Raw genomic sequence first — 23,571 nt, 5'->3', positions numbered from 1 at the left:
TCTTTCCTTATCAGTGTGCTAAAGATTGCGGATCTGTCCTGCCCTTGGTAGCTTAGGACGTAAATAAAGCTATAGCAGCAAGGGCAAGGACTTCGCCCAAAACCTCCGTTGCCCCGAGGACGTCGCCGCTTATCCCCCCCAATCTGTATTGTGCCCAAAGGGACATAAGGACGCCTACGACCGTCGTCGCTAAAAAGGACAAGACCCACATCCAAGGTCCGAAGAAGAAGATTAACACAAAACAGACAAAAGCGTAAGCGGTTTCTTTGAGGGAAAAATTTTGAACGAAGGAAAAGGCCATACTGTTCTTCCAAGGACAATTGCCGATACAGGCAGCGCAACACATCGCCCATTTGCCCGATGCGCTCACTATCATTCCTATCGTTATCCATCGCCATGAAGGGAGGGCGAACAGGAGGGAAGTCCAGAGGCCAAAGGTCAAGATCAGGGCCATAACGCCATAGGGACCGCAGCGGCTGTCCTTGACGATCTCTCTCATTTCCTCACCGCTTTTACCGCTTGCCCAACCGTCGGCAATGTCGCTCAGACCGTCCAGGTGCAATCCCCAGCCCAAAAGGACGTATACTACTGCCGAGGCCCAGGCGGCACCGAGCGCAGCAAACCTCAAGCTGAGGAATGCCCCTATCCCTCCCCATATAGCGCCTAAGAACCCCCCCATTAGAGGAGATACGACGAGAATCATGGCATAGGATGGTTCTTTTTCGGGCAAAAGGGTTTTAGGCACGGGAATTCTGCTGAAAAAAGCAAATGAAGCCGCTATCAACTCCAATATGCGCAAGGCCAGCCCCCCTTTGGAATTTGTGAATTACCTCTACTTTATCTTGAAAAGATATTTTATATGCAAAATTTTTTTGCGGCCAGCCTCGCTCGTCTTTTGTCAAATCACTGAAGTCAAAAGAGTGGTTTGCCTTTAAGCCATAGGGGCAATCCGGCCATGATCATGGCGACCCTTTCCGCTCGCGAGGCTACAATTTGATTGGCTCTGCCGTGGAGGTCCCGAAATCTTCGTCCCATTAACGAGAGGGGTGTAATTCCGCAACCTAACTCGTTGCTAACTATGACGAATACTTCCGGTCCTCTGACTCCACATAAATCCTCTACATTGGAGAGAAGCTCTCCTTCAGCCCTTTTCCACTCCCCTTCGGAGAGGTTTTCGATATCGTAATTGTCGAATATGAGTTCCGACAGCCACGTGGTGAGACAATCCATCAAAGCGGCGCCTTTGATCGCGTCGGCGAAATCTATGAGATCCTTGGGATTGCCCTCCCAGGTGCTCCATGAGGCAGGCCTTTCTCTTTTGTGAAAAAAGATGCGCCTCCTCATTTCCTCATCACCCGGCCTTGCGGTGGCCAGAAAGGTGACGGGCCCTTCATATTTCTCCAATATAGCTTTAGCGAAGCTGCTCTTTCCGCTTCTCGCCCCTCCTAGGATAAATATCAGTCTCATTGAAGAGCTCCCTTGATTAAGTTGTCGTATAGTTTCTCTATTTTGTCGGTCAACCTATCAAGGGAAAGGCCCAGATAAGTTGCATACCACAGGGCGCCCCCGGCGCCAACGCCCTCCTTTACGTAACCTCTTTCGTAATCCGAAAGCCCTTTGAAGGCTGAGCGGGATAGGTCGACGGGAACGACATGAGTTTTGATTCCCAAGCCTTCAGCCAGATCGGCGAAGTTTGCCGTCTTGTCCGTGGCCACGTATTTCGTTGTGGCTATCTCGATTTCCCCATTGTACCCTTCATGCCTCAAGATGGCTGCTACGGCAAGCATTTGAGTTCCGCCTGCAAGGACAACGCGAGACCTGTTAAAGGACCCCATGGCAATCCCTGCTACCGCTGCCTGCATAGGATCTCCCAATAGAGAGAGGGCATCTAGCCCTTTATGTCTAAGCGAACCTTCGCTTATGCCGTAGACCTCACAACATTTTTCCCAAATCTCTACTTTCAGGTTCGTCGGGTTTTTGGGGCTTGCCGAGGAAACCATGCCGTCGTAACCCAGGGCCTTAAGAACGAGAAATGCGGAGGTGGTCCCTCCAGGTATGGATTCTCCTATGACCACAAGGGGCTCAATTGCCGATATGTTATGTCCCAAGGTTTTTGCCCAGGAATATATTCTCTTCGCTTCAATTACGGCAGGTCTTTCTAGGGGATTTGCGCCGGGTGTCGACGATATCTCTACGTAGGGACAGGCGGGGGGGATGAAGCTTCCTGTCCTTACGACCATGACGGGAAATTGGGCCTCTTCGTAAGCTGCCCTCGTAAGTATTGCAGGTGTGGGATGTCCTTCAGGGTCGACCGGCAGGGAAGAGCTTGTGAGGCATTTTCCCCAATAGACGAGTTCTGCATCGGAAGGCACGGTGTATTTTATGGCTTCGACGTTTTCTCCTGCGGCAGAAAGGCTAGGTATTTTGCTCAATTCGGTGTTGGCAATGCAAAGCAAAAACATTCAGCGATCCCCCTTCGTATGTTATTCTGATGGTTCCTCTACAACTTCATCTATAGATAATATTGAGTTTTCGGACAAGGATATTGTGGTTGGGTTTTTCATAGGCTTTAAATTATTATCGTAAAAGATCTTGACCACGGGATAGGCTACTTTCCCTGGCTCTATCGACGTGACCAATCCAACCTCGCCGGAGTTTAGTTTGACCCAAGTGCCAATAGGATAGGGGGCTACTATATCTAGGAATTTTTCTACCACGAGGGGGTCGAACAACAAGCCGGCTTTTCCCTTTATGTAATAATAGGCTTGATGAGGGAGCATGGATTCCTGATAGGGCCTTTTCGATATCAAAGCGTCGTAAACGTTCACTGGGGCTACTATGCGAGAATAGATGTGGATGTCCTCTCCTGCAAGGCCTCGGGGGTAACCCGAGCCGTCCCATTTTTCGTGGTGCTGCAGGACGACGGCCCTGGCCGTGGGCCAAACTAGTGAGCAATCCTGCAGCAATTCAAAACCTGTTTTGGGGTGTTGTCTTACTATATTTCTCTCTTCCTCCGTCAAAGGCCCTTCTTTGTTCAAGATTGACTTAGGAATTCCGACCTTCCCTATGTCGTGCAGGACCGCGCCCATGCCCAGATTGTGAAGTTGGTTTTTGGTCATATCCAGGCTCTTGCCGATCATGAGAGAGATGGTCATAACTTGGAGGCTGTGTTGGAAGGTGTAGGAATCGACGTTTTTAATGTCAATTAGGTGAACGATCAGGTCATTTTGTCTTGAAATGATTTCCACGATGCCTGAAACTATATCATTCAGATGTTCCAGCAGATGTTCCAGGTTCATCTGCGAGGAACGCCTGAGGCTGCTTTGAAGGGCTTGGTCAAAAGCTTTTTTGATGACGTATACTGCCTTTGCCGTATCATCGGGCGATATGAGGGGTTTAACGTCTGTATCTATCCTATCGTCCTTGACGTAAAGAAAGGGAATGCCCCTTCTTTTTATGAGCTCTATCAGGCTATCATTGAGTGTTACATCACTATTAAGCAAGAGGATACCTGCATCCGATATAATAGGACGCGCTACTATCATCCCCGGTTTCAGCTTTTCCGTACTTATTAGCTTCATTGGGCTGAAATCACCTCTACAAAATATCAATTTTTAAAACGGCGCACCCAAAAGGCCATTTCTGCCTCAAAGAGGACAGGAGCAGACGGTATCCTGCTGCTTTGACATGGAATTATTAATATTATAATATTACCATGAAGTGTTGTAAAAACCTTTATAAAATTAAAGCACACAAAGGAGAATCGTAAAAAAAATTATGATATGGCCTGAAATGAGGGACGTATTGAGGGCGGCGAAATTTTTAGAAGGCAAGGCGAGGCGTACTCCAACGGAAGAATCGGCCGATTTGAGCGAGATAGCGGGAGGAAGAGTTTTTCTCAAGTGGGAGAACATGCAACCTTGCGGATCCTTTAAGATCAGAGGATCTCTTAATAAAATGTTTCACATGTCCGAGGGCGAGAGAAAACGGGGAGTCGTGACCGCTTCAAGCGGCAATCACGCTCAAGGGGTGGCCATGGCTGCCAAAATGCTTGGCGTCAGGGCGGTAGTCTTTGTACCGTCGGTATGTCCTATAACCAAACGAAAGGCTATTAAAAGGTTGGGCGGGGATACAGTAGAGCTTAGGGTGACCGAAGGCCTGTACGACGAAGCGGAGGCGGCTGCAAAGGAGCTGTCGAGAACCGAAGGTTTGACCTATGTCTCTTCCTATGAGGATCATTACATCGTAAGTGGCGCCGGTACCGTGGGGCTTGAGATGTTGTTGGACGAACCTGAGCTCGATATGATCGTTGTGCCGGCAGGGGGCGGCGGTTTAATAACCGGCATCGCTACCGCTGCTAAGGCCCTTTCTCCCCGTATAAGGATCGTCGGAGTTCAATCGGTGGCATCCATGCCCTGGGTTGCATCTTGGCAGTCGGGAAGGGTCGTAGATGTATCCTATTCAGACACATTGGCCGATGGCCTGACGGGCGGAATACCGCAGTCTTTGCTCGATCTTGCCAGGGTTCGCGTTGATGATTTCATTGCCGTAGAAGAAAAGGACATTGCCGGGGCAATCTCTTTCCTTCATAAAAAACACCATCAGGTAGTTGAGGGAGCGGGGGCTATCGGCGTAGCTGCGTTGTTATCGGGACGGATATCAGCTGTGGGGCGTAATGTCGGAGTGGTTATATCAGGAGGCAACATCGATCACGAAGTTTTGATGAGAGTCCTGTCCGAAAATTGAGGCTAATCTCGACGTAAAGCGGGATCTTAATGATTTCCCTTGATTTCGTCCGCGCTGGAGAAGGTGCCTTTTTTACTGTTATTCTCTGAGGTGGGGTTGAAAATGCCGTTTAAAAGTCCTTCCAGGATCTGTGAAACGAACTGCTCCCCGAAATCCCCCTCAGAAGGTTTGCCGCTGCCCGTCTGGAAGTTAAAATGGAGGTTGAATCTCCACTCATCTTCGTCATCATCGAATTGGTAATATGATGGGCCTTTGGCCATGAGAGGTTCGTTTACCCTTAGATTTGAGATCGTCAGAGATGGCCAGTTGCCTTTTATGTACAGAGAAACGTCTTTAAAGTCGTTGAGGGAAAATCCGCCGATGAAGCCCTTTAGTAAATTTTGGGCAAGTTCTTGTTCCGTCGGATTTTCAAGTATCGCTACTTCCTTTAAGGCCCTGGTCAGGGCATTTAAAGCTTTGACATTTATATTTCCCGAGCAGAACAGATCGATCATCCCGTCTAAAGTTAGAATACCGTCAATGGAGATATATCGGTACAGGGAATCGTTGGGTTGAGAGGTTATCATGCTTCCCGGCAAAATGTAAAGTGACGGACCGTTGATATAAAAGTCCAGTGAGGCCTTCTGAAAATTCAGGCTATCAAGTCCAATACTTTTCAGCCCGTCGTTTTTTCCAGCAAATCCTACGATTTTACCGTCTGTCACATCTAATTTGCCGTAGCCCGACAGGTTCACCAATCGCGTACCTTCGCCCTTCAAATTGAGTGAAAGGTTTAAGGCGCCATCCGATGAAACTGATTCCGCCAGAAAATTTTGCAAAAATACGTTCAGTGGAGCGTTTTTTATATCTATATCGCTTTGCCACGTTAGGAGCTTTCCAATTTGAGCGAAATAGTTCATATTCAAGGTTCCTCCAAATAGCGAGGCCTTCAAGCCATCGATCCGAAGGGAATCGGAGCTAAAAACAAGGGGAATTTCCACGTCTTGGAACTTTACGTCGAAAAGAGAAAGCTCCTCTGATCGGATATGGCCCCGATAGGTTAAGGCTCCGTCGTATTCGCCGGCAAAACTCATCTTGGCCCTGCCTTTAAGCTTTCCTTTTAGATTTGGCGAAAGCAGTTGGGAAAACATATCTATGGGGACGTTGTCTCCGCCGACGTCGAATTCGAAGGACGGATCGGGCTTGATGTTGCCCTTAGCTTTCCCCTTTATTGTCCAATTTTCACCGCTGGCCTCCGTGACGTCTAATGCAAGATTGACCGTATCGCTTTTAGCCTTGAATTTTACGGTTTCAAAAGTTAAGCCGTTTATTGCTGCCTCTTTGATCACCCCATCTATCTCAATCTGAGGAGAGGTCAACTCACCTTCTATGACCAATTTCCCGCCCGTTATACCCCGAACAAACCAAAGAGAAGGAAAGGGAAGTCCCGAGAGATCGACGGCATTGAAATCTCCCGTTAAATGCAAGCTATTCCCCTCAATTATTCCGCCCAAGGAGACAATGCCATTGCAGAGACCGAAGGAGAGGGACTGCACTTCCATCGAAGAATTCTTTCCGCCCACGGCCAATTTTAGGTCCCTTAGTGGGATGTCTTTTACCGTTATATCCTGGCCGTACATCTCTGCATAGAAATTTAGATCTCCGCTGCGTTCTTCCGCTTTGAAATTTCCTCTTAACATACCATGAATAGGCCATGTTTTCGGCTCGAGGCGCAAATCGGAAATCGTCCCTGAGATGTCCGTAAAAAGCTCGCCCCTTTCATCTTTTATTTTTCCCAGAAACTCCACCTTTCCGCCATTGCACAGGGCCCGCCCCTTTAAGTTTAAGCCGCCTTCAAAGGAAGTTGCCTCGGCGTGCAGGTCTTGTAGCTTCAACAAATCGCCAAAGACTAAAGCAGGTGCGTCGGCCTCTACCGAAAAAATGGCCCCCTCCTTTTCCTTTGAAATGCTCCATTTCACTTCGGTTTTTCCCTTTATCTTTGGATTGATGGAGTCGAATATTCCGCCTAACTCGATATCTCTTGCAATTCCCGATAGGTCAATGTTAGGGCTCGGCGAAAAGAGATCTGAGACAGTCCCCTGCCCTGTCACTTTGCCATCGTAAAGTTTTGCCTGTAAAGACGAGATCTTTAATCCGTCCTTTTTAAGGGTGAATTCCATCTTTAGATCTCTCAAATCGGCGAAGCCTGCTTTGAGTTGATTAGATTTCGCGACCCCTTCTAAGGCCAATTCGTCAGGTTTACCCTGTACTTTGACGGTAATGTCGCATTGGCCCTCGAGGTTCACGTCCGAAAGGGAATTGAAAAGTCGGCCCAACTTACCGATTTCTAACCCTTCGGTAGAGACCAAGGCATCGAGCATCAAGGAGCCGTTATGCAGAGCCGATCCCTCCACAGCGATGGGGATTCCCTGCCAATATCCCCTGCCTTTGAAGGAAACCTCCTTACCGGATATATCTGCGGCAATTTCAGCATCCTTTAAGGTTAACCAAGTGGCGGTAAATTCGTCGGACGTGAAATGAATCCTTCCCGAGAGCTTCTTCGGATGTCCCTCCAGATGCAGGCGGACATCGTCTGCCGTTCCGCCAAAGGATGAAAGCCAGGGAAAACGACCCTGCCACATTTCTGTTGAAGCTTTATCTGAGAATAAGTCTAACTTCAAAATCAAAGGGTTAAAGGCGACTTCTATGTTTCCCGTAACTTCCGTCTCGAAAGACCTATTTTCGAGCAGCTCAAAGTTAAGTTTGCCTTCTTTGTAGATCATGGTGAATGAAGCGCTGTTTAAGGGTATATCGACAATTTCGCCGGAAGGCACGTAAAAACGTCCTTCAACGGCGAAGGAACCGCTATCGTCGTAAGATATAGCCATAGTGCCCGAAAGGAAGCCCCTAGGTTGTGCCGCTTTGAATTTTGGAAATAGGGCCACTATCTCTCCGGCGCCCAACTCCTCGACTTCACCGGTTAGATTGATGCGAGGTGCCAACGTCCCTTCAAGTTTTAGGTTTGTATCATTCACCTTAACATGGCAGTCTTCTAAAATTACCTTTTCGTCGGCCCTCAAAGCCCTGAATTTACCGGAGATTTTTAAGGAATTAATCTCACCGCGAAAGTCGACGTCGATCGAATCGTCATGAGGCTTAAACCTGGCTTGGCTTATGCTGTAGTTTCTTTTTCCTGAGATCTCCACATCTTTCAAGACGATCTCTTCTATCGGTGGAGGGGGCGATGCATTTGTTTCTTTGATTGCAGAGATAACAGTTGCTAATCTCGAAGCTTCATCCTTCGATATATCTATAGAATTTATTTCGATGCTTTTGACGGCGGGTTTCCCTTTGATAAGCGATTTGACGGATGGTTTGATTTCTATAGATTTGGCGAGCAGCAATTCATTGCCGTCCAGGATTATCTCGACGCCGCTACCTACGTATCCGGTGATAGGGTTGCCGGAAAAGGAGACAAAGCGAAGGTCAAGACCTGCGGCATTTTTCAGGGCCTTTTCTATCTCTTCAACGACAAAGGCCGACCCGAAGTCGCCTCCCCTTTTTAAAACCACCGAGGCGACCAATACCAAGGATAAGAGAAAAAGACAGAACAGGAATGCTATGGTTTTGAGCGTTCTTTTTGTCAAAAATTTTTTTGACATTTAAATAAAATCCTTCTAGAATGTCATAGTTTTTTTAAATATTAATTCATGACCCCGAAAAGGGATAAGGGTAATTTTGCCTACCTTTTTCAATCAATGGCTAAATGCATCAACCTAAAGACTGGACCGGCAGACTTTCTACACTTATTATAAGCCAAAATGTATAATAAACTGCGAAGCACTCTACGGCGAAAAGAGGTAATAGGATGTCCAAATGGACAAAGTTGTTGGAATACATAAATAAATACGACAACATCTTGATATTGTTGTCGGGCGGATTGGATAGTTCTTTTTTGGCCTATGCCTGTTCGAAGGCTGAAAGCAATGTCGTGGCAGTGACCTTCTCCTCTCCCTTGATTCCCGACGACGAAGTGGAAGAGGCCAGAAAAGTGGCAGAAACATTCGGGCTTGAACACCATGTGATATATTCAGACGACCTGAGCGTAAGCGAGATCAGGCAAAATCATCTGAGGCGGTGTTATTTCTGCAGAAAAAACAGAGACGCTTCGGTTATGAAATGGCTTGAAAAGTCTGTTTTAAAAGGGTATGTGGTAATGGATGGGGTGACGGAATCGGACACGATGGAATACAGGCCCGGCCTTGAAGCTGCAAAAGAGGATGGTGTGCTTCATCCTCTGAAGGAAGCAGGTTTAAGGAAGGAAGATATCAGAAAGCTTGCCCGTGAATTTGATTTGAAATTTTGGGACAAACCTTCTTCTCCCTGTCTTGCAACGCGTTTTCCCTATTACACAACCTTGTCTGAGGAGGAGATAGGTCAGGTCTCAGGGGCGGAAAAAGAGCTGGCTTCCTTGGGCCTCAGGGAGGTCAGGGTCAGGTGTTATCGTCCGAAAGTTGCAGTGGTTGAGGTATCTCGTGAAGATATGGGAAAGGCTTGGGCAGTCAGGGACGAACTGAGAAGCCTTCTGCAGGGACTTGGCTTTGTAGTCGTTGCACTGGATTTGGAAGGTCACAGAAGCGGCAAGATGGATTCTTTGGCGGGAGGGGTATAAAGTGATAATATTCGAACCTAATTTCTCGGGAGTTAGCGGAGATATGCTTTTGGGAGCGTTGGTTGACCTTGGGGCCGATTTTGCCCTCCTCGAACGGTTTAATGCCGTTGAAGGCGTAAAGGGCCTTTCCGGCGTAGAGATAAGAAAGGAAATAACAAAAAGGGGGAGCATAGAGGCGATAAAGATCAACATATCCCTCGACGAACACTTTCATGGTAGGCACGGGCATGAGATGTTGGAAATTTTAGATCGGACCTCCTATTCTGTTGGAGCTTCCAATTGGGCCAAGGACAGGGCGAAGGAGGCCATACTATGTATTCTTGAGGCAGAGGCCGAAGTGCACGGAGCAGAGGTCGAGGAAGTCCACCTTCATGAAGCGGGAAGTTTTGACACGATCATCGACTGTCTTGGTTTTTTTATGCTCCTTGAAAGTTTGGGAGAAAAAAGAATTGCCTCTACTCCCGTTTGTACGGGAAGCGGAAAAGTTAAAACTTGCCACGGCTTATTACCCGTTCCTGTACCTGCCGTGACGGCGATAGCATCGAAAAGAAGGGTTCCCCTTTTGGGGAGCGATATCGAAGGAGAGCTGGCTACTCCGACGGGCGTTTCCCTTTTGGCGGTATCTGCCACCTTTTACAGAGTCCTTCCTTCTTTCGTTCCTGCCAAAGTAGGATATGGTGCAGGATCTAAAGATTTCGAAGTGGCAAATGTCTTAAGGGCGACCATTGCCGAGGAGGAAGATCTGGAAGAGACGATCCTTATCGAGACATCGTTGGATGATATCACCGGAGAGGAAATCGGATATGCCATTTCCAAGCTGCAGGAGACATCGAAGGAAGTCCATCTTTTGCAAGGATTGGGAAAGAAAAGCAGGCCTCTCTTTGTCCTAAGGCTTTTGGTCGATGCTGAGAATTTGGATCGAGCTATCGAAGGCCTCTTCGAACATACCACTACCATAGGAGTGAGATATTGGCCGGTTTCAAGGGTTAAAATGAAACGTACGATCGAAGAAGTCCCCCATGAAGGCGGTTTTGTGCGAGTGAAGGTCTCTCGGCACGGGGACCTGCAAAAGGAGAAGATCGATTTTGACGACCTTACGGAAAATGCCGGGAGTTGATTTATTTTAGATAAGTTTAGCATCATTTTTGTTAGATTTATTTATCTATTAATAATTGTTGCTCAACTTGTGATGTTATGATAAATCGTTGCATATTATATTATTCGTTTATTTGAATTAGTAAACCGTCAGTTGTTATAATTATCTAAATGTCTTGACTTTTCTTCCGAGACTCAATTAATATAAATATGCCAAACATAAAAAATTATTCGAACAATCCCAGGATGTTCATGGTATTTTCGGATATCTCGACTTTGGGTTTTTCAAAATTCATAAAAGCATTATACCTTTTAGGCGTGTTTCTTATGTTTTGTCACCACCCTTATTACGTGAGGCTTTAATGCGACAAGCATTAAAATAAACGAAAGGTGGCGAAGAGTTGTGAAGAGACGGTTGGTTTGGTTCGTTATGGTCGTGATACTTCTTTCCCTGGTTTTTGTGGGGCAGAACGCGGCAGTTGCCCAGGAGCCGAAGTATGGTGGCGTGTTGAGGTGGCGTGCGGTAAACGATCCTCCCAAGCTCGATCCGGCGATGGCAACTGACACCAGCTCCTCGAGAAACGTGTACCTAATGTTCGATATGCTGGTAGATAACGATCCCGACGGAAAGAGCATAGTTCCCAGGCTGGCCGAAAGCTGGGAAGCAAGTCCCGACGGAAAGACATGGACCTTTCACTTAAGGAAGGGTGTCAAATTCCACAAAGAATCCCTCGGCAAGCCCACCGAAAACGGCGGACGTGAGGTAACTGCCCACGACTGGAAATATTCCTTCGAGAGGTTGGTTAAGGTCAATTCCCCAAGAGCTTATTTCATCGATATGGTCAAGGGATATCAGGATTTCGTCGACGGCAAGGCCGATGAATGGGTTGGAATCAAGGTAGTTGACGACTACACCTTGCAATTCGAACTGGACTACCCCTTTTCTCCCTTCCTCAGCGTACTGGCCTACAACTCCTTTGTGGTGGTTCCCAAAGAGGATGCCGAGAAGTGGGGCAAGGAGTTCAACTTCCATCCTGTAGGTACGGGAGCGTTCATTCTGGAGCGCTGGGATCACGATCAACGGTTGGTCTACAGGAAAAATCCCGATTACTGGAAAAAGGACGAAGCCGGCAGGCAACTACCCTACCTGGACGGTATCGAGATCGTCATAATACCTGATAACACGATTGCCTACGAGGAGTTCAAGAAGGGAAACATAGACGTCCTGCCTGCGCCTCCGGACGAATATTACGAAGAGATAAAGGCCCAGTACTCCCATCTGCTGCAAGAAAGGCCGGAACTTGGAACTTATTACTACGGATTTAACAACTCCAAACCTCCCTTTAAGGACAATTTGAAACTGAGGCAGGCATTCAACTACGCCGTAGACAGGGAAGCCATAAACGAACTCGTTATACACGGGCGTTATTACCCGGCTAAGGGAATCCTTCCTCCCGGCATACCGGGATACAATCCCAATTTGAGGGGATATGAGTACAATCCTGAAAAGGCAAAGCAGTTATTGGCTGAGGCAGGCTTCCCCGACGGAATAACCGTCGACCTGAACGTCAACAACGACCCCCGCCACACCCTCATATCTGAAGCAATTCAGGCGCAACTCAAGAACCTTGGCATCAACATAAATATCAAGGTTCTCGACTGGGGAGTGCATCTGGATCTCTGCGAACGGGGAGAGACTCAGATGTTTAGAATGGGTTGGGTAGCCGACTACGCCGATCCGGATAACTTCCTATACGTATTGCTCCATTCCGAAAACCACGGTTCCAAGGGTAACTATTCCTTTTACAGCAACCCAAAGGTGGATGAAATGTTGGCTGCGGCGCGCGTGGAAACGGATTGGGATAAGCGAATGAAGCTTTATCAGGAGGCAGAACAGATGATAGTTGACGATGCTCCTTGGTTGTTCCTGTTTCACTACACGACGAGCTTGCTGGCTCAGGATTGGCTGAAGAACATGCATCTTCCCGCCTTTGGAGACTACACTACTCCCCTTGAGGTCGTATGGATCGAAAAGTAAATTAATTGACAAATGTGGGCTAGTCGCAACTAGCCCACATTTGATCGAAGATGGGAGGCAAATGTATGTTTTCCTACATCGTGAGAAAAATGCTTTATGCAGTCCCCGTCATATGGGGAGTTGTGACCATAGTATTTATTCTGATGACGATAGTTCCCGGCGATCCTGCCAGGCTGATGATGGGCCAAAGGGGCGATCCCGAAACGCTGGCCCGCATCAGGGCCGACCTGGGGTTAGACCTTCCGATTCATAAGCAGTACACGAGGTTTTTGAAGGACCTGGTAAAGGGCGATTTGGGAGTGTCCTATAGGAACAATGAAAAGGTCGTAGACGCCTTGATGACCCGCTTCGGAGCTACTCTAAAGCTCGCCTTTTGGGCCATGGTCTTGGCGGCCCTTTTGGGAATACTGGCTGGAGTGGTTTCCGCCGTAAAACAATATTCAATATTCGATTATTCGGCCATGTTCATAGCGATATCGGGTATCAGTGCTCCCGTCTTTTGGGTGGGGCTTTTGCTTTTGTTGATCTTTGCCTATACGCTTCATCTAGTACCGGGGGTTGGTTACGTTCCAGGGGATTGGCGTTACTTCATACTTCCTGTGATCACATTGGGAGTCAGGCCGGCTGCCCTCATAGCGAGGCTCACACGATCCTGCATGCTGGAGGTCTTGACCCAGGACTACATTCGTACGGCCAGGTCAAAGGGATTGCGCGAAAGGATTGTAATAATGCGACATGCCTTGAAAAACGCGCTAATTCCCGTCGTTACCATCATAGGTACTCAGGTGGCCGAACTGCTTTCAGGTGCAGTTTTGACCGAGACCATCTTTGCCTGGCCTGGGGTGGGAAGGCTGGCCGTTGAGGCCCTGATAGCCAGAGATTTTCCCATGATTCGGGGCACGGTAATATTTATGGCGGTGATATTTTTGGTAGCCAATTTAATAGTCGACATTTCCTACGGGTTCATAGACCCCAGAATCCGTTACGATTAAGGTGGTTCGAAGATGGCTAAAAAGAGTAGATCCAGCGGTCTTTGGTATGAGGCATGGCTCAGGTTTAAGCGGAACAAGCTGGCGTTGCTGGGGCTTTTCATGGCTGCCTCCGTTATTTTAATTGCCATATTCGCTTCGCTTATAGCTCCCTACGACCCTGTCGAACAGCTCATATGGACGGAGGGCAGAGAAGTGCGGTTGGCTCCCCCTAGTGTGAAACATTGGATGGGGACCGACATATACGGTCGTGATATATTAAGCAGAATTATCTTCGGGGCCCGAATTTCGCTGCAGATAGGCATCTTTGCGACCATAGTGTCTCTTCTCATCGGAGTGCCGCTTGGGGCCATAGCAGGATATATGGGAGGATGGGTCGACGACCTCATATCTTGGTTGATCAACGTCGTCTTTGCCTTTCCTTTCCTGCTTTTCGTGCTGGCTGTAATAGCAGTATTTCAAAGTCCTAGCCTGCGGGTCGTTTACATTGCGATAGGTCTGGTCAACTGGGTTGGCATAGCCAGAGTGGTTAGGGCGCAATTCATTTCACTGCGCGACAGGGAGTTCGTCGAAGCGGCCAAGGCCTTGGGGTTGCCCAGAGGGAAGATAATATTTAAACATATCCTTCCGAACGCCCTTGCTCCCGTAATCGTGCAGGCCACGCTTGGTATGGGCAGCATCATAATGACAGAAGCGGGATTGGCCTTCCTGGGTTTTGGCGCTCAGCCCCCGACTCCAAGTTGGGGATTGATGATCTCCGAGGGCCAGAAATATCTAAGCATGGGCAAGTGGTGGTGGGCTATTTTCCCCGGTCTGGCGATCATGTACACCGTCCTTGCCTTCAACTTCCTCGGGGACGGCTTGCGAGATGCCCTCGACGTAAGGCTCAAAAGGTAGGTGGGGTTTGTTGAGCTTATTGGAGATAAAAGATCTTAAGACCTATTTCGATACCGACAGAGGACTGGTGAAGGCCGTAGAAGGAGTGACCTTCCACATCAATCCGGGCGAGACCTTGGGCGTGGTAGGTGAGTCCGGCTGTGGCAAAAGCGTTACCGCTCTTTCTGTAATGAGGCTTCTTCCAAAGCCAATTGGAAGGATAGCGGGAGGGAGCATCCTCTTTAAAGGCGAAGATTTAACCAAAGCTTCTGAAGCGAGGATGCGCCAAATAAGGGGCAACAAGATCTCCATGATATTTCAAGAACCGATGACGAGCTTGAACCCCGTTTTGACTATAGGGTTTCAGATAATGGAGCCCTTGATGCTCCACCAGGGAATGGGCAGTAAGGAGGCCAAAGAGAAGGCCGTAGAGCTACTTCAGCTCGTCGGAATTCCCGACCCAAAACAAAGGGTTGACGAATATCCGCATCAGCTTTCGGGAGGACAGCGCCAAAGGGCCATGATAGCCATGGCCTTGGCCTGTAAGCCCGAATTGTTGATAGCGGACGAACCCACTACTGCTTTGGACGTTACGATTCAGGCCCAAATAATAGACCTCATGAACGATCTGCAAAGAGAATTCAATGCGGCCATCATGCTCATTACTCATGATTTGGGCGTCGTTGCTGAGATGGCCCAGCGAGTGGTGGTCATGTATGCCGGTCTTATAGTTGAAGAAGCGCCCGTGGCCTCTCTCTTTTATGAACCCTTGCATCCCTATACACAGGGGTTGCTTACTTCAATTCCGAGAATTGATAAAGACCTCGATAAACTTCACGTAATCCCTGGGTTTGTGCCCAGCCCCTTTGAATTTCCCGATGGATGCCGTTTTCATAACCGTTGCGAAAGGGCCTTTTTGAGGTGCTCACGGGAAATACCTCCTCTCTACTCCCTTGGCGATGGGCGTATGGTCAGATGTTTCCTCTACGATTCCGACTCTGGGGGTGGGGCCAGATGACGCAAGCTCCCCATTTCTTAGAGGTCAAAAACATGAAGCAGTATTTTCCCATTCGCAAGGGAGTATTCAAGAGAACGGTAGGTTATGTTCGAGCCGTCGATGACGTATCCTTCTTCATTGACGATCAGGAAACGCTGGGGTTGGTCGGCGAATCGGGATGCGGAAAGACTACGTTGGGGAGGACCGTGCTCCATTTGCTTAAGCCTACCGAAGGAAAGGCTTTCTTTATGGGACAAGACGTGGAAACAATGCTTAGCGATAACCCGCGCGGCATCAGGCAAAAGATGCAGATAATCTTTCAAGATCCATACGGCAGCTTAAACCCTCGCATGACCGTCAACGAAATTGTGGGCGAGGCCGTGAGGTATTATGGCCTGTGCTCTAAAAGAGAGCTGGACGATTACATATCCGAGGTGTTGTCGAAATGCGGAATGCTCCCAGAGCATCGCTTCAGGTATCCCCATGAGTTTTCCGGCGGGCAACGCCAGAGGATAAGCATTGCTCGAGCTTTAGCTTTGAAGCCAAAGTTCGTAGTCTGCGATGAACCGGTGTCGGCTCTGGACGTCTCCATCAGGAGCCAAATATTAAATTTGTTGAACGAACTAAAGGAGCAGCTGAAGCTTACCTATCTGTTCATTTCCCACGATTTAGCCGTGGTTAGACATATATCGGATAGAGTTGCCGTAATGTATTTGGGTAAAATAGTCGAGAAGGCGCCAAAGCTTGAGTTCTTTAGCAACCCCTTGCATCCCTATTCCCATGCCCTACTTTCTGCCATACCGGTTCCCGATCCGAAGCGCCAACGTCAGCGCATTATTTTGGAGGGCGACGTGCCTTCGCCTGCCAATCCACCTTCTGGTTGCCGGTTTAATCCCAGGTGTCGTTACGCTATGGAAAGGTGCAAGAAGGAGGAACCTCCATTGGTGGATGTGGGTAACGGCCACTTTGTCGCCTGCTTCTTGCATTCTAAATAGAATATAGCGAGCGCCTTTTTGCCTGTCGTTTCAAAAGGAGCCGGGAATTTTCGGCTCCTGTTTTTTAAAAAGACGCGGTATTCGATGTTATAATATACATACACGGGTATAGGAGGTCAAAGATATGTCTGAGATATCGCTAACGATCGCTTTCGCTGCAGGATTGCTTTCCTTTCTTTCTCCCTGTCTTTTGCCGATGATTCCCATCTATATCGCCTATTTGGCCGGCGACGCTCTCCCGATATCGGGTAAAGCCGAGGCAAAGAAGAACTTTAGGGTCTTTCTTCACGCCCTGTTATTTGTTTTAGGTTTTTCTGTCGTTTTCGTCTCCTTCGGAGCTTCCGCCACGGCATTGGGGAGTTTTCTGATCAAAAACCAAGCTCTCGTTAAGAAAGCAGGAGCAACGATAATAGTCATATTTGGGCTTTATATGATTGGACTGTTTGATATAGCATTTCTTGAGCGGGAGCGCCGATTGAAGGCTGGATCGGGAGGTCATTCCTGGATAAGGGCTCTTCTTGCGGGGATGGCCTTTTCAGCCGGATGGACGCCCTGCGTCGGTCCTATCTTGGCGTCGATACTGGTCATGGCAAGCGGCAGTTCAACTGTAAGGGATGGAATGCTCCTTCTTTTTGCCTATTCCATGGGATTGGGGCTGCCTTTCTTGGCTGTAGCCTTATTCATGGAGTGGTTCGAGCGCTTTATACAGGCTAACGCAAGTAAGCTGGAATACATTAAAAAAGTAGCTGGAGTAGTTCTTATAGCGGTCGGGCTTTTAATGTACTTCGATCTTTTCTCGAGATTCGCATATCTATGGACCCCTCCTATGTAAATTTCTAATAAAGGCGAGGTGTTGTTAAGTGAAAACGAGGAAAACCTTAACATTGACAATATCTTTAGCTTTCTTGGTCGTCTTTGCTTTTAGCATTTCACCTCTTTCGGCCATAGAAAGGGGTGAAACCGCGCCGGATTTCGAAGCAGTGGACTTCGACGGAAGGCAGGTCAAACTCTCCGATTTCAAGGGCAAGCCCATTTTATTGAATTTTTGGGCCACCTGGTGTCCTCCCTGTCTCAAGGAGTTGCCCGAATTTCAGCGATTTTTCGACGAACATGGCGAAGATGTGAACATCGTAGCCGTCAATTTGACTACCTCGGAAAGGTCCGCCCTTCACGTTAAAAATTTTGTTCTCGAAAATAAGCTCGCCTTTCCTGTCTATCTCGATGAAGATGGATTGGCGGCTCAAGCATATCTTGTGAGGTACATTCCCACAAGCTACTTCTTGGACGAAAATTTGAAGATTATCGAGGTACATGTTGGCCCGCTGACGTATAAACAAATAAAAGAAAAATTTGGTTTATAGCTTTTCTGATACAAACTTTCTGATACAAACGGTGAAGCTGGGTGTCGATGCTGGATATGTTATACTTTCTATGAGAAATAGCTCGAAAGAGGAGATGATGAATTGATGAAGGGGTTGCTTCCTGAGATAGAAAGTTGGGCGAGCATAAGAAGGTATGACCCCCGTCCCATTCCGGATGATGTTTTAATGAGAATTCTAGATGCGGCAAGACGAGCACCCAGCTGGGCAAACGTACAGCCCTGGCATTTTATCGTCGTGCGGGAAAAGACGATGAAATCAAAATTGCGCCGGTTGGCGGTGGGCCAGCCTTTCGTAGAGACAGCCGATAGCGTCGTCCTTTGTTTAGGCGAGCGAAACGCCTGGTCAAAAGAGCAGAGGGTAATGCAGATGAAGGCCCTATCTCAAGCCCTGGGACAGAGCTTCGACGAGGAAAGGATCAAGAAATCCCTCGACGATCCTGCATACAACCCTCTTTTAAGAGGCGAGGAGATATTGGTTGCAAGGCTATACGAGCAGCTGTCTCTGGCCATTGCTTTCATGATACTCCAGGCCAAACACGAAGGCGTGGGAAGCTGCATAGTCGGAGCTTTCGCAAACGAGGTTACGGCTGTGAACGAGGAACTTTATGAGGAAGTTCGCCGCGATCTAAAGATCCCGCAAGATGCCATGATTTTAACCCTTGTAACATTAGGATATCCTGCCGAAAACCCCAAACCCAGGCCGCGGAAATCCTTTGAGGGTGTAGTGTCCCTGGGAAAATACGGGAACCCCTTCCCGGCATCCCTCTGAGAGGGGAGGGATCTTTATTGCGACTGGGTATTTATGGTGCTGCAGGAGAAGTAACAGGGTCCAATTATTTACTCGAACACGACGGGAAAAAGGTGTTGATCGATTGCGGTATCTTTCAGGGGAGGGATGAGGACAGGAAAAACAGTGAGCCCTTCCCCTTCGATGCCTCCACGGTGGATGCCCTTTTATTGACCCATGCCCATCTGGATCATTCCGGACGCGTTCCCCTTCTCGTGAAGAGAGGATTTCGAGGAAAAATTTATGCAACTACTCCGACCCTCGAGCTGTGCGAGATATTGTGGAGGGATTCGGCCCGTTTGATGAAGGAGGAGGCGGAGTGGAAGAGCAGAAAAAACAGACGAAAGGGGCTTCCGCCCGTATATCCTCTGTTTTCGGAAAAGGAGATAGAAAGGGCGTTGGAAATGTTCGTGCCCGTCTCCTACGATGACGTCATCGAGGCGGTGCCTGATATTAAGGTGCGCTTTCGCGACGCCGGACACATTTTAGGAAGTGCCATCATCGAAATTTGGGCCGGTAAAGACAGCATCAAATTGGTCTTTTCAGGCGATCTTGGCCAGCAGGTTACCGTCCTTGACAGGAATCCGGCCGTCATAGACGACGCCGACTACGTGATAATAGAGTCCACTTACGGAGACCGAAATCACAAAAGCCTGGATGAGACGAGGGAGGAGTTCGCCTCGGTCATAGCGGAATCTTTGAGGGACCGCTCCAAGGTCTTGATTCCTACTTTCGTTGTGGACAGGGTTCAAAGAATACTCTACGAACTCAACATCCTTCAAGAAAGGGGCATATTAAAGGACAATGTGCCCATTTACTTCGACTCCCCCATGGGCGTCAAGACTACGGAGATATACAGGAAATATTCTTCCCTCCTCTCGGCGGAAATACAAGACAAGCTCTTCAAAAATCAGGACCCCTTCGCCCCCATGGGTTTGAAGGAGGTCACCTCTCCCGAGGAGTCGAAAAAAATCAACGATGTATCTTTCGCCATTGTCTTGGCGGGAAGCGGCATGGCTAACGGAGGTCGGATTGTCCATCATTTGAAACATAATCTGTGGAACCCAAAGGCTCACGTGATATTCGCAGGATATCAGGCGGCCGGTACTCTGGGGCGCAAGATCATAGATGGAGCGAGGTTCGTCAAGGTCGCTGGCGAGGAGGTGGCCGTGAAGTCCAAGTATCACACGATAGGCGGCTTTTCTGCCCATGCAGACAAGGACGACCTCCTTGCCTGGGCGTCCAACTTCAAGACGAATCCGACTTTCATAGTTACCCACGGAGAAGAGAGGTCATCTAATTCTTTGGCAGATGAGTTGAGAAAGTTGGGCAGTCAGGCCCTTGTACCCCAAAGGGGATATGAGATGTCCCTCGATCGTGGACGTTCCACCGTCGAAAAGAGGGTCGAAGTTCCGGCGGAAAGGCCTCCCGTTGAGGTGCAGTCCATTTTAAAGGACATGGATCTTTTGCTGGCTAACATTAACGATGCCCTTAAAGAGGCGGAAGTTGCGGAAGAGATCGGACCTCTCCTCATGTCGGCCAAATTATTACTGGAGATAGCAAGTCAAAGGGTCGTTCGTTAACATCTTTATGGACTGTTTGAGAATATCGAAAAAAGGACCATCGCATTTTTAGCGACGGTCCTTTTTTCGTCGTCGTTTGCCTTCAGTTATCCTTATTTATCCTTATTGAATATCCTTTCAAGTATTGTCTTTTTGATCACATCTTCGGGACTCGATTTTGTATGCGTCTGGTCTTGAGTTAGGCCTTGCGACGTCTCTTCCGAGACGGGTCTGGAGACTTCCAGATTGGATATCTTCGGAGACTTAAAAGTGCCCGTGACGTTAAGGTTGACGTCCCTGAAGTCCGTCGTTTGAGAGCCATGCAGCAAGCCGCTTAAGAACCCCTCGAGAGTTGACTTGAGCGATTCCCCTCCGGAAAGAATGCCGCCCTTTATGCCGCCCACCAGGGCGTTTATGGCCTGTACGTTCAAATTGCCGTAACATGAGAGATTGAGGTTGCCGTTGTATTTAATCATGCCGTCGGCACCGAAGTAGGTATATATAGGATCTCCCTTGGGGGCATAAGCCTGAGTCCCAGGAAGCAGAGTTAACGCCATGGTATCTAAGACGAACCTTCCCTGGATAGACTTGTAATCTATGGTGCTTTTACCGTAGGCTGCTGCAATGACCTTAACCATTTTGAAATCGGATACTTTGCCGCTTCCGACATTAAAGGAACCATTGCCTTCCAGATTCTTGCCCAGCGTGCCGCTGCCGTCAAACTGTAGCCCTGCCTTTCCGGTGATGTGTCCCTCCATGGGAAAGAGATCATGAATGAGCGGATCCAAGTTTGCCTCGGAAACGCTTACGGACGTCGTCCATTTCAAATTCGACAAAGTGATGGATCCTTTGCCCGATGCATTCCCTTCGTAAAAGCGGGCTTTCATGTCTTGGCTTGTTATTGTGCCATCCTTCATGACGAAGGGGACTTTTATGTCACTGGCTTTAAGCCCGTAGACACCGGCTTCAGGAGATGTAATTTCTCCGTCGCCCATAAGGCCTTTGTCGTCGTAGGAAATCGTCGCCCTAAGGTTTACTAGACCCTGCATATTCAGTTTATTTGCCTCGTCCAATTTCTTGGATATCTCCTTCAGGTCGAGGTTGTTTCCCTGCAGGTCAAAGTTTAGACTTAACGCTTTATCATAAGCGATGTTTCCGCTGCCCGTTAGCGCCCCTCCGCCGGCCCTGGCGTTGAAGGATTTGATCTTCAGGGAGTTCCATGGGCCTTCCGCGTCTAAAGCTGCATCGGTTAGCGTGAAGCCGGCCACGGTTATCTCGGGCGACGAAGCCTTGGCTGCAATTATGACGTCCGGCAGCAAGCCGTCTGCCTTCGCCTCAAAATCGATCAACCCCTCTATCGGCAAAGCCAACCCAAGGTTTTGCAGGTTTGACAGTCTGGCGCCCTTCGCTGAGGCCGTCAAAGATATGGCAGGTTGTTTATCCTTAATGGCAATTTGGCCCGTGGCATTGAAGTTTCCGCCCAGAAGCAGGCCCTTGATCTCGGTCAAGTTGATCTTGTTAGCCTCACCTTTTATGGAAGCTGACAGGTCATTTATCAACGAAAAGGCCGTCGTCCCTACCGAAGAGGCCTTTATTTGAGCCGAAATTCCGGACAAGGGGTCTTTAGCCAAAGGTTTCAAAGAAGTTGAACCGGAGATGCCTTTTGCTGCTATGCCGGAAAAGGTTATACTGCTTGAATTAAAATCTAAAGAGAGATCTGGAGAGCTCAAAGGTCCAACTATATGCCATTCCGATGAAACGGTGCCTGCCAACTCATACTGCTCGAGCTGGGGGAGGAGTTGTCTCATGTTAGTCAAATTCAATCCCTCAACTTTTCCTTTTATATCCAAAGTTGGGGCCTTTGTAACGTTTACGACCTTCCCTGCGCCGTGGAACTTAGCTTTTTGCCATAATGCGGAAAAGCTCTTGATGTCCAGGGCGTTTTCTTTAAATTCGAAATTCACGGTGGGAGACTTTATCTCCTGGTCTAAAAGCGTGATGGCATCAGACCATACTTTGCCCGATGTCGAAAGGGAAGCAACGTCCTTGAGAGAGCCCTTGATCTGCACTTCTCCCGAGGCATCTCCCTTTGCTGGCAGATCCTTTAGGGATGGCACAAGGGCCTTTATCTTATCGATGGAGGCTTTTTGACAGGACACGACCATGTTAACAAAAGGACCCCTCGGAAGATCGACATAACCCGTCGCCTTGAGAGGCATTTCGTTCCATCGGGAAGTTGCGTCGATATCTATCCTTTTCCCTTTATCGATGTTCGCCTTAATATTGATAGCCTGAAGGGGTTGATTCATGACGGAAAGTTTTGACGCGGAAAGAGCGACCTTTCCCGATAACTCCATGGCCATTCCGGAGATATCAGCCTTGACGCTGTCCACAGTGCCGGATACTTTTCCCGCCAGTTGGGGAAATTCCTTCGACAGGAGGCCAACGTCGAGGTTTTTACCCTCCAAAGAGAGGTTTATGTGCGGCGGCAATGTCCTGAGAATCATGGTCAGGCTTCCGTGGACGTTGCCGCTTAAGACGTCAGCATCTATGTTTTTGAAGTCGAGGGTATTTTCCTCGTAACGCCAGTCGGATCCCGCCCGTTCGACGGATATGCCGACGATCATACCCTTTTCGAAGCTCAAATCGCCCTCGCCGCGAATGTCGGGCAGCTTACCTGATAACTTGATGGTGCCGCCGAAGGCCCCGGCCAGCTTTTGTTTCTCGAGGGGAGGCCAGAGAAGTTTCAACTCCTCTACCTGTATATTTTCAGCCCTTCCTTCGATATTGAGCTCGGGCATTATCTCGCCGCTAAAGGAGATCTCGCCCTGGGCGATCTTAAGGTTCATCTCATCTATTGCGACGCCTTCCTTTAGCGATATTACTGCATCTCCCTTTGCTGGCAGCCCGTTGTATGAAGCATCAATTTTTGCCTTGATGGTGGTCGCCTCGGGCTTTACCTCGATGCTGCTTAAGTCTATAACTCCGAAGGGGCCCTTTACCGTGCTGGACTTAACTTCTACTGTCCCTAAAGGCAAACCCTCCCCCGCACCTGATGGTTTAAAGCTCTTCACCAGCTCGAGCGTTCTCTCGAAATCGATTAAGGCTTCGTTCACAACCAGGGAATCGAGATAGACCTTCCCGCCTATCAGCGCGAACAAGCTTGGCTTGACATCCAGCTGTTTTATGGAAAGGACTTCCTCTCCTTCCTTTGAGAGCGCGACATCCCCCAATTTGTAACCCCTTATGGGGTTGCCCGAAACGTTCCCAAGGGCCAGGTCGGCTCCAAGGGCATCCTTCGCGGCCTGGGGAGCCATTTCTCGGATCATGCCCGTGCCGACGTCGATATTTGCGATGATCAGCAGAAGGATCACTATTATCGCTGCAACGCCTATCAAAATATATTTCTTTTGCACTTTCACCTTCAATCACCACCTTACAATTGTAACAGGCT

The 23,571-nt window shown here is 48.6% G+C and carries 18 protein-coding genes; 12 read left to right on the top strand and 6 right to left on the bottom strand.

Annotated features, from left to right (window positions below):
* Window positions 1-52 precede the first annotated feature (52 nt).
* The 4 genes from cobS to B3N34_RS09720 form a co-directional block, all read right to left on the bottom strand.
* The gene (gene cobS / locus B3N34_RS09735) at window positions 53-799 is read right to left on the bottom strand and encodes an adenosylcobinamide-GDP ribazoletransferase (protein ID WP_286977790.1); all 747 of its coding nucleotides are present in this window, start codon (window positions 797-799) and stop codon (window positions 53-55) included.
* Window positions 800-912: 113 nt separating this feature from the next.
* Window positions 913-1,467 (bottom strand): bifunctional adenosylcobinamide kinase/adenosylcobinamide-phosphate guanylyltransferase, encoded by a 555-nt coding sequence (locus tag B3N34_RS09730; RefSeq protein ID WP_286977783.1) that lies wholly within the window; start codon window positions 1,465-1,467, stop codon window positions 913-915.
* Entirely contained in the window at window positions 1,464-2,462 is a 999-nt protein-coding gene (cobT, locus tag B3N34_RS09725) for a nicotinate mononucleotide-dependent phosphoribosyltransferase CobT (RefSeq protein ID WP_286977774.1), read from the bottom strand. Before cobT ends, B3N34_RS09730 begins: the two co-directional genes overlap by 4 nt.
* A 21-nt stretch (window positions 2,463-2,483) precedes the next feature.
* Entirely contained in the window at window positions 2,484-3,581 is a 1,098-nt protein-coding gene (locus B3N34_RS09720) for an HD-GYP domain-containing protein (RefSeq protein WP_286977771.1), read from the bottom strand.
* Between the two features lie 196 nt (window positions 3,582-3,777).
* Between B3N34_RS09720 and B3N34_RS09715 the strand changes: the two genes are divergently transcribed.
* Entirely contained in the window at window positions 3,778-4,746 is a 969-nt protein-coding gene (locus tag B3N34_RS09715; RefSeq protein ID WP_091461327.1) for a threonine ammonia-lyase, read from the top strand.
* Window positions 4,747-4,772: 26 nt separating this feature from the next.
* Here the strand turns inward: B3N34_RS09715 and B3N34_RS09710 are convergent, their stop codons facing one another.
* The gene (locus B3N34_RS09710; protein ID WP_091461325.1) at window positions 4,773-8,387 is read right to left on the bottom strand and encodes an AsmA-like C-terminal region-containing protein; all 3,615 of its coding nucleotides are present in this window, start codon (window positions 8,385-8,387) and stop codon (window positions 4,773-4,775) included.
* 206 nt (window positions 8,388-8,593) lie between these two features.
* On the opposite strand from B3N34_RS09710, the gene larE reads away from it, so the two are divergent.
* The 11 genes from larE to B3N34_RS09655 all read left to right on the top strand — a co-directional run bounded on the left by larE (window position 8,594) and on the right by B3N34_RS09655 (window position 20,138).
* Window positions 8,594-9,397: an ATP-dependent sacrificial sulfur transferase LarE gene (gene larE / locus B3N34_RS09705; RefSeq protein WP_091461324.1), complete on the top strand. Its 804-nt coding sequence runs from the start codon at window positions 8,594-8,596 to the stop codon at window positions 9,395-9,397.
* A 1-nt stretch (window position 9,398) separates the two neighbouring features.
* Window positions 9,399-10,514 carry a nickel pincer cofactor biosynthesis protein LarC gene (gene larC, locus B3N34_RS09700; protein ID WP_286977758.1) on the top strand — a complete coding sequence of 372 codons (1,116 nt, stop codon included), beginning with the start codon at window positions 9,399-9,401 and terminating at the stop codon, window positions 10,512-10,514.
* 408 nt (window positions 10,515-10,922) lie between these two features.
* Window positions 10,923-12,530 carry an ABC transporter substrate-binding protein gene (locus B3N34_RS09695; RefSeq protein WP_407638649.1) on the top strand — a complete coding sequence of 536 codons (1,608 nt, stop codon included), beginning with the start codon at window positions 10,923-10,925 and terminating at the stop codon, window positions 12,528-12,530.
* Between the two features lie 65 nt (window positions 12,531-12,595).
* Entirely contained in the window at window positions 12,596-13,522 is a 927-nt protein-coding gene (locus B3N34_RS09690) for an ABC transporter permease (protein WP_091461318.1), read from the top strand.
* A 12-nt stretch (window positions 13,523-13,534) separates the two neighbouring features.
* Entirely contained in the window at window positions 13,535-14,416 is an 882-nt protein-coding gene (locus B3N34_RS09685) for an ABC transporter permease (RefSeq protein ID WP_286977749.1), read from the top strand.
* A gap of 10 nt (window positions 14,417-14,426) precedes the next feature.
* Window positions 14,427-15,413 carry an ABC transporter ATP-binding protein gene (locus tag B3N34_RS09680; protein ID WP_286977744.1) on the top strand — a complete coding sequence of 329 codons (987 nt, stop codon included), beginning with the start codon at window positions 14,427-14,429 and terminating at the stop codon, window positions 15,411-15,413.
* Entirely contained in the window at window positions 15,410-16,387 is a 978-nt protein-coding gene (locus B3N34_RS09675) for an ABC transporter ATP-binding protein (RefSeq protein WP_286977736.1), read from the top strand. The genes B3N34_RS09680 and B3N34_RS09675 overlap by 4 nt, the downstream gene beginning before the upstream one ends.
* 124 nt (window positions 16,388-16,511) lie before the next feature.
* Window positions 16,512-17,219, top strand: a complete 708-nt coding sequence (locus B3N34_RS09670) for a cytochrome c biogenesis CcdA family protein (protein ID WP_286977732.1) — start codon at window positions 16,512-16,514, stop codon at window positions 17,217-17,219.
* Window positions 17,220-17,247: 28 nt separating this feature from the next.
* On the top strand, window positions 17,248-17,748 hold the full coding sequence (locus B3N34_RS09665; RefSeq protein ID WP_286977724.1) for a TlpA family protein disulfide reductase: 501 nt from the start codon (window positions 17,248-17,250) through the stop codon (window positions 17,746-17,748).
* A gap of 105 nt (window positions 17,749-17,853) precedes the next feature.
* Window positions 17,854-18,537, top strand: a complete 684-nt coding sequence (locus B3N34_RS09660) for a nitroreductase family protein (RefSeq protein WP_286977723.1) — start codon at window positions 17,854-17,856, stop codon at window positions 18,535-18,537.
* A 17-nt stretch (window positions 18,538-18,554) separates the two neighbouring features.
* The gene (locus B3N34_RS09655; RefSeq protein ID WP_286977720.1) at window positions 18,555-20,138 is read left to right on the top strand and encodes an MBL fold metallo-hydrolase RNA specificity domain-containing protein; all 1,584 of its coding nucleotides are present in this window, start codon (window positions 18,555-18,557) and stop codon (window positions 20,136-20,138) included.
* A 92-nt stretch (window positions 20,139-20,230) separates the two neighbouring features.
* On the opposite strand, the gene B3N34_RS09650 is transcribed toward B3N34_RS09655, so the two are convergent.
* Window positions 20,231-23,539: an AsmA family protein gene (locus B3N34_RS09650; RefSeq protein ID WP_286977719.1), complete on the bottom strand. Its 3,309-nt coding sequence runs from the start codon at window positions 23,537-23,539 to the stop codon at window positions 20,231-20,233.
* Window positions 23,540-23,571 lie beyond the last annotated feature (32 nt).

Origin of the sequence: Acetomicrobium sp. UBA5826, from assembly GCF_002433005.1 — a bacterium.
Lineage (GTDB): Bacteria > Synergistota > Synergistia > Synergistales > Acetomicrobiaceae > Acetomicrobium.
Note: the sequence above shows the minus strand (reverse complement) of the source record. Positions and strands in the feature narration are given on the sequence as shown.